This window comes from Paraburkholderia metrosideri (assembly GCF_904848625.1).
GTDB classification, from domain to species: domain Bacteria; phylum Pseudomonadota; class Gammaproteobacteria; order Burkholderiales; family Burkholderiaceae; genus Paraburkholderia; species Paraburkholderia metrosideri.
On sequence record NZ_CAJHCP010000017.1, the window covers coordinates 109,110 to 119,034 of the forward strand.

Consider the following 9,925-nt stretch of genomic DNA (forward strand, 5'->3'; position numbering starts at 1 on the left):
ATCACGCCGTTTCGCGCAGTGCCACGTCGACCACCGGCGCGCCCGTCAGCGCGATCAGTTCCTGCGCCGTCAGATTGAACACGGCGTGCGGATGACCGGCGGCGGCCCACAGGCTGTCGAGCGCGAGCAGATCGGCGTCGATCAGCGTGACGGGTTCAGTAGCGTGACCGATCGGACACACACCACCAATCGCATAGCCCGTTTTCTCGCGGACGAACTTCGCGTCCGCGCGCCCAATCTCACCGACTTGCGCGGCCACTTTCTTTTCGTCGACGCGATTCGCGCCGCTTGCAACCACCAGCACCGGTGCATCGTCTTCACGGCGGCGAAACAGAATCGACTTGGCGATCTGTGCAACCGAGCAGCCAAGTCCGGCGGCGGCTTCGGCGGAAGTCTTGCCGGTTTCCGGCAACATGACGATCCGGCCGGCGTGACCGCGTTCGCGTAACAGTTGCGCGACACGGCGTGCCGAATCGGGCAGCGCGGTGAGATCGTCGGATTCGAGGGACGCTTGGTCGTTCATCGTTTCAGGTCCTGATTGATAGGTGAGCGGGATGTTGAACAAAAGACATCCGGCGAAAAGTCACACGCAATTCGCCGCTTCGCTGCGCGCTTTCGCGAGCAGGGCCTTACCGGCGCGCGATACATTGGGCCGGCCAATCGAAGTCGAAATGAAATCGCCGATCGCCACGACTTGCGCGAGGTCGATGCCGGTTTCGATCCCGAGGCCGTTCATCAGATACAGCACGTCTTCGGTCGCGACGTTACCCGTGGCGCCTTTCGCATACGGACAGCCGCCCAGCCCCGCGACCGACGCGTGATAAATCTCGATACCTTCCTGCAACGCCGCGTAGATATTCGCGAGTGCCTGGCCGTACGTATCGTGAAAATGGCCCGACAGACGCTCACGCGGAAACACCTGGGTCACCGCTTCGAACACTTCGCGCGTGCGCTTCGGTGTGCCGACGCCGATCGTATCGGCGATATCGATTTCATCGCAACCGAGCGCGGCGAAGCGCTGAACCACATCCACCACCGACGCCACCGGCACGTCGCCTTGATACGGACAACCCAGCGCGCACGACACACTGCCGCGAATCCGGATGCCATGTTCCTTCGCGGCCTGAGCCACCGGCGCGAAGCGATCGATGCTCTCGGCAATGCTGCAATTGATGTTCTTCTGCGAAAACGCTTCGCTGGCCGCGCCGAAAATCACGATCTCATCGGCATGGGCGGCGAGGGCGCCCTCGAAGCCGCGCAGGTTCGGCGTCAACACGGAGTAGATCGTGCCCGGACGCCGTTCGATGCCGGCCATCACGTCAGCGCCGTCGGCCATTTGCGGCACCCATTTCGGCGATACGAACGACGCTGCCTCGACATTGCGCATACCCGCCGCCGACAGGCGGTTGATCAACTCGACCTTGGTCGCGGTGGGCACGAATTCTTTCTCGTTCTGCAGCCCGTCACGCGGGCCGACTTCGACGATTTTTACTTGCTGGGGAATGGCCATGTTCTGTCTCCTGCCGCGTGTCGCGGCGCTCTTTCAGTTTGAAGCGGTCGTGCCGTTCAGTATCCGCGCTCCAGATTCACCACGCCGCTCACGCTTTCGCCACGCACCAATGCGTTGATTTTTCGCGCGACCTGTTCAACGCTTTCGCTGCGCAATGTCAGGGCGGAGATATGCGGGGTGATCGTGATGCGCGGCTCGTTCCAGAACGGATGATCGGCGGATAACGGTTCTTCGCGGAACACGTCGAGTGTGGCGGCGGCCAATTGTCCGCTCGCTAACGCATCGAGCAGATCCTGTTCGATCAGATGCCCGCCGCGTGCGACGTTGATCAGATACGCGCCGCGCGCAAGCTTCGCAAAGACTTCTGCATTCAGCACGCCGCGCGTGCCGGGTGTATGCGGTAGCAGGTTCACCAACACCTTTACGCCGTCGAGAAATGCATCGAATTGCGCTTCACCCGCGAACGTCCTGACACCGTCGATCTGCCGGGCGCTGCGGCTATAGCCGCGCACCGGCATGCCGAATGCCGCAACGGTTTGCGCCACGTGCGCGCCGAGCACGCCGAGTCCGAGGATACCGACCGTAAAACTTTCTCGCGGGTGCGGTTCGAGCGCGTGCCACTCGCGTTCGTTCTGCAACGTTTGATATTCGTCGAAACGCCGTAGATAGCGCAGCACCGCATGCGCCACATATTCGGCCATTTGCGGTGCCATGCCGCCGTCTTCGAGGCGAATCAGCTGTGCGTGGCGGGGCAATGTGCCGGGATGTTCGTGTTCCAGCGCGAGGATCGCATCGACGCCTGCGCCGAGATTGAAAATCGCGCGCAGACCGTCACGGCCGGCAAGCATGTCACGCGGAGGCCGCCATACCACCGCGAAGTCGGCCGGTGCGGTATCGCCGGGCTGCCATTCACGCAAATCGGCGTCGGGCAGTGCGCGGGCGAAGTCGTGCAACCACGCAGCGGCGTCGGCATGTGGCATATAGAAGAGGATTTTCATACGGGCCCGCAGACGCCCGCGTTGCCGGGACGGACCGCGCCCGCGCCACGGCACAACGCCTGCGCTGCTTCCAGCAATGCTTGCGGCATGGGGTCTCCTGCGTTGATAGATAAACCTCATTCTACTTTTTCAACGTGGATCGCGCGCAATTGCGAACGGCCGTGCGGTAACGCGGCGCATCGTGGCGTAGCGGTTCGTTCTTGCAGGCGCGCCTGCACATGGCGCGGGCAGTACTGTCACGTGGCCCGGTTCGCGCGGTGGCTTTCATTTGCCCATAACCAAAGCACAAAAACTTGGTTCGCCGCTAACGCTCGCAGCGGGACAATCATTTCCCGGATTCCCGCAGCGAGGCACCCACATGCTTTCATGCACCAAATCGACATGGCCACCGCGACTCGTCACCGTTCCCGGTTTGCATGGCAGTGAAGGCGCGCACTGGCAAACGTGGCTGGAGCGTCAGTTCGCGCGCTCGCTGCGCGTCGAGCAGACCGATTGGGATGCCCCCAATGTCGCGCGATGGGCGCAGTCGTTGCGCGAACTGCTGGCGCGTGAGCGGGGCCCGTTCGTACTTGCCGCGCATAGCTTCGGATGCCTCGCGACCGCGCATGCGTTGCAGCAGGCGTCGTATGCGAACGATGTGGTCGGCGTGCTGTTCGTCGCGCCTGCGAGTCCTCAAAAATTCGCGTTTGCCGGGCCGTTCGAAGCGCGGCGCCTCGGCGTGCCGTCGATTCTGATCGGCAGCGAAACCGATCCGTGGATGCCGCTCGCCGGCTCGCGCGATCTCGCACAACGTTTCGGCAGCGCCTTCGTGAATCTTGGCGATGCAGGGCATATCAACACGGCGGCCGGCTTTGGTCCGTGGCCGCGTTCAAAGTATCTTATCGATACGCTCGTGCATTGTGCCGCGCCGCTGCGCTTTCGCGAGGACGAGTTCGAGCCTGCGCAGCACGCGTTCGTTTGAAGGAATTGGCTGGCGTGCCCCGCGCCGGATGCATTGAATGCAGCGGATTCAGCCTGCAAGCGGTCCCATCGAGGCCCCTGCTGATCTGTTAAGCAATCCGTTAGAATCCCGCTTCACGCTGCATATTCGTGCAGCCACAGGTTTTTATTATCGATAGGCGGGGACAAGATGGCAGGCAAGACGGGGACTTCGCGCTGGCTCGCAGCCGGCATGACGGCAATCACGCTCGCGTTGGGCGCTGTGTCGACGGCACACGCCGACACATCGTTGCTCAACGTGTCATACGACGTGACGCGCGAGTTGTATAAGGACATCAACTCCGGCTTTATCACGGCGTATAAGCAGAAGAGCGGTGAGACCGTGTCGATTCGCCAGTCGCACGGCGCGTCGAGCGCGCAGGCGTTGTCGGTGCTGCAAGGTTTGCAGGCTGACGTCGTGACGATGAACCAGCCTAACGACATCGACCTGCTCGCCGAAAAAGGCCAACTGGTGCCGGCCAATTGGCGCGCACGTCTGCCGGACGACAGCGCACCGTACACGACGACCATGGTGTTCCTCGTGCGCAAAGGCAATCCGAAGCACATCAAGGACTGGGACGATCTCGCGAAACCTGGCGTGCAGGTGGTGATCGCGAATCCGAAGACATCGGGCAACGGACGCTATGCGTATCTCGCCGCGTGGGGTTTCCGCAAGCAGCACGGCGGCACCGACGCGCAGGCGCTCGACTTCGAAAAAGCGATCTTCAAGAACGTGCCGGTGCTCGATACGGGTGGCCGTGGCGCGACGACCACGTTCACCCAACGCGGTATTGGCGACGTGCTAGTGACGTTCGAAAACGAAGTGTCGCTGATCGACACGGGTGTGGGCGCGGGTAACTTCGAAGCGGTGTATCCGTCGGTGAGTCTGCTGGCGGCTCCCCCGGTGACTATCGTCGACAAGGTGGTCGACAAGCGCGGCACGCGCAAGCAAGCGCAGGCTTACCTGGACTATCTGTGGTCGCCAGCTGCGCAGGAAATCATCGCGCAACATCATCTGCGTCCGCGTGATAAGAACGTGCTGGCCAAGCATGCTGCCGAGTTCAAGCCGATCAAAACCTTCACCGTCGAAGAGATGTTCGGTAGCTGGCAAAAAGCGCAGCAAACCCATTTCGCCGATGGCGGCACGTTCGATCAGATCATCGTCGACAAGAAGTAAGTCTGGAAATTGGATGTGAGAAGGGCCGCGTGTCGTGAGACACGCGGCCCTTTGTTTATTCGCGCACTCAAGCGGGCGTTTTATCGCACGCCTGATTCAATGCTCAGTTCGGCGCGGCGTGCGTATCGCAGCCATGCTCGCAACCGCTCTGATCCAGCGGCATCTGCTGCGCAGCTTCAGCGCGAATGCCGAGGCGCTCCAGCAGCTTGCGATCGGCTTCGGCTTGCGGATTGCTGGTGGTCAGCAACTGGTCACCGTAAAAAATCGAATTCGCGCCAGCGAGGAAACACAGCGCCTGCAACGCTTCATCCATCTGCTCGCGACCTGCCGACAGACGCACCATTGCCTTCGGCATCGTGATACGCGCCACTGCGATCGTGCGCACGAATTCGAACGGATCGATGGCTTCAGTGCCCGTCAGCGGCGTGCCTTCGACCTGAACCAGATTGTTGATCGGCACCGATTCCGGATACGGCTCCATGTTCGCCAGTTGCGAGATCAACCCAGCGCGCTCGCGACGCGATTCACCCAGACCCACGATCCCGCCACAGCACACGTTGATACCCGCATCGCGCACCCGTTCGAGCGTGTCGAGGCGGTCCTGATACGTGCGCGTCGAAATGATCTGGCCGTAGAACTCCGGCGACGTGTCGAGGTTGTGGTTGTAGTAGTCGAGGCCCGCATCGCGCAGCGCTTGCGCCTGATGCGTTTCGAGCATGCCGAGCGTCACACAGGTTTCGAGACCCATCGCCTTCACGCCGCGGATCATGTCCTTGATCGGTTCCAGGTGACGGTCTTTCGGATTGCGCCACGCAGCGCCCATACAGAAGCGCGTCGCGCCATTTTCTTTCGCAACCTTCGCGGCGGCGAGCACTTCGTCGACCGGCATCAGCTTGTCGGCTTGCAGGCCCGTGTCGTGATGCACCGATTGCGGACAGTACGCGCAATCTTCTTCGCAACCGCCGGTCTTGATCGACAGCAGCGTCGACAGTTGCACGGTGTTCGCGTCGAAATGCTCGCGATGCGTTTGCTGGGCGCGGAACATCAGGTCGTTGAACGGCAGTTCGTACAGCGCGATGATGTCGGCGACGCGCCAGCGTGCGACCGGTTTTGCATCGCCTGCCGCCGCGGCGTTGGCGTGGTTGTTTGCTGCGGCTGCGTCGGCTGCCGTCGGGGTGATGTTCAGATGCGTCATAAGGTCAATCCTCTTGGATAGAAGGGATGTTTGGATCAGCGTTGCGCGTGGGGCTGTGTATTGGTCAGTGATTCAGACCGCAAAGCGCGCAGCGTCTGCAAAAGCCGGTCGATGTCGAGCTGCTCGGCCGCAAGTTCGGGCGACGTCGGGCTCAGATGCGGCACGATGCCGAGCAGCGGCGCGTCGTGTTCACGCGCGAGATGCTCGCGAATCGACGCGATGTTTTCATCGGGGAAGGTCATGTCGGGATCCACGCGATTCGCGACCCAACCGGCGAGCGTGAGTCCGCGCGCGGCGATGGCTTCGGCGGTGAGCAGTGCATGGCTGATGCAGCCGAGGCGCATGCCGACTACCAGTACGACCGGCAGCTTCAGCGCGACGGCGAGGTCGGCGGTGTCCTGCGTCGCGGTCAGCGGCACGCGGAAACCCCCGACACCTTCCACCACGACGATGTCCGCGCGCTGCACCGCTTGTGCATGGCAATCGACGATATGCGAAAGATCGAACGTCACGTTTTCCAACGCGGCCGCGATATGCGGCGCGGCAGGTTCTTTCAGCAGATACGGCGTGCGCATGGCCGGCGGCAACAACACGTTCGACGCGGCGTCCAGTTGATCCGCGTCCTCGTTATGCAGCACGCCGTTCAGTTCGAATGCACCCGCGGCGATCGGCTTCATAGCGGAGGCCTGCAGGCCTTCACGAACGAATCCGCGCAACAGCGCCGACGAAACGAATGTTTTGCCAATTTCCGTGTCGGTGCCGGTGACGAATAAAGACAGTGCTTTTTTGCTCATGCTGTTCATGCTGCCTTCGCTCCGATTTGCTGCAGGCCCGCTTCGAGCCGATCCAGATCCGCGTGCGAATGCGCGGCGGAAAGCGAGATTCGCAAACGCGAAGTACCGGTCGGTACGGTCGGCGGACGGATTGCCGGAACCCACAGTCCCGCGCGATCGAGCGTGGCCGCGATGTCGAGCGTCGCGTCATTAGCGCCGATGATCAGCGGTTGCACGGCAGTGTGCGAATCGACGGGAAGCCACGGTGTGGCTTTCAGCATGGCCCGCGTGCGCTCGATCAATTGCTGAAGATGAGCACGTCGCGCATCGCCTTCGTCGCCACCGATGATGCGCAGACTCGCCGACACCGCATGCGCCGCAGCGGGCACCGACGCCGTCGTGAAGATGTACGGACGCGCGCGCTGCACCAGCCATTCGATCACGGTCTCATGCGCTGTGACAAACGCGCCCGAGACGCCCGCGGCCTTGCCGAGCGTGCCGATCGAAATAAGGTTCGGCGAACGCAGCGCGGCTTGCGCAATAGCGCCGCGTCCTTGCGGACCGAGCACGCCGAAGCCGTGCGCATCATCGACGATCAGCCACGCGCCGTGCTGTTCCGCGAGTTCCAGCAGACGCGGCAGCGGTGCGATATCGCCGTCCATGCTGAACACGGTATCGGAGACGATCACTTTGACTTCCGCGTCCGACGCTTCAAGCATGGCGCTCAACGCATCCACATCGCAGTGCGGATAGATCTGCACGTCGGCACGCGACAACCGCGCGCCGTCGATCAACGACGCGTGATTCAACGAGTCGGAGAAGAGCGTCGTGCCGCGACCCGCGAGCGCAGTGAGCGTCGCCAGATTGGACATATAGCCGGTGCTGAAGTACAGCGCGCGCGGGTTGTCGATGAAGCCGCCGGTGAATTCCGCGAGATCGTCTTCAAGCTGCGCGTGCGCACGCGAGTGACCGCCGAGCAGATGCGAACCGCCGCTGCCTGCGCCGTAAAGCCGCGCGCCTTCGGCGATCGCTTCGATCAGTCGTGGATGCGCAGCGAGGCCGAGATAATCGTTACTCGCAAAGCCGATCATCTCGCGGCCGTCGACGCTCATGTGCGCGGCACAGGGTGTGTCGGCGGTGCGGCGGCGACGGCGCAGCCCACGTTCGTCGATCTCTTTTAGCCCCTGCGCCAGGGTGTCGAGCAGATGCATCAGCGAACCTCCGCGAGCGTGGCTTCAAAGGTTTCGCGCGTGCGTGAGGCGAGCAGCGCAAGTTCTTCGTCGTCGAGGATGTAAGGCGGCATCAGGTACACCGTGGTGCCGATCGGGCGTAGCAGCAGTTCGCGTTGCAGCGCGTTTTCGAAGAAGCGGCGCGAGAAAGTTTTCGCGTGCTGCGCGTCGTCGATCACCGCGTCGAACGCGAAGATCGTGCCGCACTGACGCAGATTGCGCACCTGCCGATGCTCGGCGAGCGGCGCGAGCGCGCTCTTCAACTGCGCGGATTTCTGCGCGTTGACCGCCAGCACGTTGTCACTCGCGAACAGGTCGAGCGTGGCAACGGCTGCGCGGCAAGCGAGCGGATTGCCGGTGTATGAGTGCGAATGCAGGAAGCCGCGAGCCGTGTCGTCGTGATAGAAGGCCGCGTAGATTTCGTCGCGCGACAACACGATCGACAGCGGCAGATAGCCGCCGCTAATTCCCTTCGACAGACACAAAAAGTCCGGCCAGATGCCGGCTTGTTCGCAGGCGAAGAACGTGCCGGTGCGGCCGCAACCGACCGCGATCTCGTCGGCGATCAGATGCACGCCGTACTGGTCGCACAGAGCGCGCAGGCCCGCGATGTACGACGTGTCGTGCATCGCCATGCCGGCCGCGCATTGCACGAGCGGCTCGACGATCAGCGCCGCGATTTTCGCCGCGCGTGATTCGAATAGCGCGCGAACGTGATCGAGCGCGCGGCGTGCGACATCGGCGGCGGATTCACCGGGTTGCGCGAGGCGCGCGTCCGGCGATGCGCCGACGTGCGCGTGGCGGATCAATGGATCGTAGGCGTCCTTGAACAGTGCGACATCGGTGACGCCGAGCGCGCCGATGGTTTCGCCGTGGTAGCTGTTGGCGATGCAGACGAATTCCTGCTTGTCCGCGAAACCCTGGTTGCGCCACGAGTGGAAGCTCATCTTCAGCGCGATCTCGACGGCGGATGCGCCATCCGATGCGAAGAACGCATGGCCGAGCGTATTGCCGGTCAGCGCGTGAAGACGTTCTGCGAGTTCGATGGCCGGTTCGTGCGTGCAGCCCGCGAGCATCGCGTGTTCGAGCGTGTCGAGCTGATCTTTCAGCGCCGCGTTGATGCGCGGGTTCGCGTGACCGAACAGGTTGACCCACCAGGAACTGATGGCGTCCAGATAGCGGTGATTGGCGCGGTCGTAGAGCCACGCGCCTTGTCCACGCGCGACGGGGACGAGCGGTAGACGCTCGTGGTGCTTCATCTGGGTGCACGGGTGCCATACGGCACGCAGGCTGCGGGCGACCCAGTCTTCTGGGGCGACGGAGCGTGCTGGTTGTGCTGGTTTTGCTGCTTGTGCTGCTGAATTTTCCAAAGGGTGCTCCAACGGTGCTTTTTTGCCGCTGCGCGGGGCTTTTTAGGGCCTTGTCAGGTGCGACGCGCTCGGGTTTTTGGGCGCTGCGCGCGGCTTTTGGCGGGCGTGCGGGGTCGAGATTAGCGGTTTATCGGGGGTTCTGCACTAGCTGTTGGATGCGCTGTTTGCCTTGCTGGGGCGGGGTTTGGCGATGTTTTGAGCAGGTGGGTTCAGTTCGGGAGGGAAGCTCGCTAATGGGCGGAGTTAGCGACGGCAAAGTAGTTGAGGGTGTGGGAGGGGAATGGGGGTGGGGTCGGGGTTTTTTGCCCGTTCCGGGTGGTTTGGGTGCGCTCCTCGGGTGTTGGCCTTTTCGTGCTTTCTTGTTGGGCTTATCTCGGGGTGGCTTCTTTGCTTGCTTGTGCTTGGTAGGTTTGGGGGTGTGCTTTGGGCGTTGGCCTTTCCTTGCTTTCACGGTGGTCTATTGGTGTTGCCCCTGTGCGGGGCGGCACTCACTTTCTTTGCCGCCGCAAAGAAAGTAAGCAAAGAAAGCGGGCTCACACCGCCAGCTCTTAAGTGGGTCCCCTGGCTTGGAGGGGGTAGTGGAACATCTGGAATCGGTGCTTCCGCACACTCCGCGTTCGTGACAAGGCAGTCATACTTCCCGCCTCGCACTTCGTGCTCGCCGGAAAGGGCGTTCTTTTTGCGGTGTGTGGGAG

At 62.4% G+C, this 9,925-nt stretch carries 9 protein-coding genes; 2 read left to right on the top strand and 7 right to left on the bottom strand.

The window, feature by feature from the left end; translation table 11 throughout:
• Position 1: 1 nt before the first annotated feature.
• Genes LMG28727_RS30095 through LMG28727_RS30105 form a run of 3 tightly spaced genes read right to left on the bottom strand, consistent with a single transcriptional unit; the run spans position 2 to position 2,508 of the window.
• Positions 2-523, bottom strand: coding sequence for a YbaK/EbsC family protein (locus LMG28727_RS30095; protein ID WP_201645979.1), 522 nt, complete (start codon positions 521-523; stop codon positions 2-4).
• Positions 524-583: 60 nt separating this feature from the next.
• A complete protein-coding gene (locus tag LMG28727_RS30100; protein WP_201645980.1) occupies positions 584-1,510 on the bottom strand; it encodes a hydroxymethylglutaryl-CoA lyase in 927 nt (308 codons plus the stop codon).
• Positions 1,511-1,566: 56 nt separating this feature from the next.
• Positions 1,567-2,508: a 2-hydroxyacid dehydrogenase gene (locus LMG28727_RS30105; RefSeq protein WP_201645981.1), complete on the bottom strand. Its 942-nt coding sequence runs from the start codon at positions 2,506-2,508 to the stop codon at positions 1,567-1,569.
• Positions 2,509-2,866: 358 nt separating this feature from the next.
• On the opposite strand from LMG28727_RS30105, the gene LMG28727_RS30110 reads away from it, so the two are divergent.
• Together LMG28727_RS30110 and LMG28727_RS30115 are read left to right on the top strand one after the other, a co-directional pair.
• Complete coding sequence (locus LMG28727_RS30110) at positions 2,867-3,469, top strand: RBBP9/YdeN family alpha/beta hydrolase (protein ID WP_201645982.1); 603 nt, start codon at positions 2,867-2,869, stop codon at positions 3,467-3,469.
• Between the two features lie 168 nt (positions 3,470-3,637).
• The gene (locus tag LMG28727_RS30115; protein ID WP_201645983.1) at positions 3,638-4,663 is read left to right on the top strand and encodes a sulfate ABC transporter substrate-binding protein; all 1,026 of its coding nucleotides are present in this window, start codon (positions 3,638-3,640) and stop codon (positions 4,661-4,663) included.
• A 103-nt stretch (positions 4,664-4,766) separates the two neighbouring features.
• On the opposite strand, the gene bioB is transcribed toward LMG28727_RS30115, so the two are convergent.
• From bioB to bioA, 4 genes are read right to left on the bottom strand one after another with little or no spacing between them, the layout of a single operon-like run.
• Positions 4,767-5,858 carry a biotin synthase BioB gene (gene bioB, locus LMG28727_RS30120; protein ID WP_201645984.1) on the bottom strand — a complete coding sequence of 364 codons (1,092 nt, stop codon included), beginning with the start codon at positions 5,856-5,858 and terminating at the stop codon, positions 4,767-4,769.
• A gap of 35 nt (positions 5,859-5,893) precedes the next feature.
• Entirely contained in the window at positions 5,894-6,661 is a 768-nt protein-coding gene (gene bioD / locus LMG28727_RS30125; RefSeq protein ID WP_201645985.1) for a dethiobiotin synthase, read from the bottom strand.
• Entirely contained in the window at positions 6,658-7,842 is a 1,185-nt protein-coding gene (gene bioF / locus LMG28727_RS30130; protein ID WP_201645986.1) for an 8-amino-7-oxononanoate synthase, read from the bottom strand. Before bioF ends, bioD begins: the two co-directional genes overlap by 4 nt.
• Complete coding sequence (gene bioA, locus LMG28727_RS30135; RefSeq protein WP_201645987.1) at positions 7,842-9,230, bottom strand: adenosylmethionine--8-amino-7-oxononanoate transaminase; 1,389 nt, start codon at positions 9,228-9,230, stop codon at positions 7,842-7,844. The genes bioF and bioA overlap by 1 nt, the downstream gene beginning before the upstream one ends.
• Positions 9,231-9,925 lie beyond the last annotated feature (695 nt).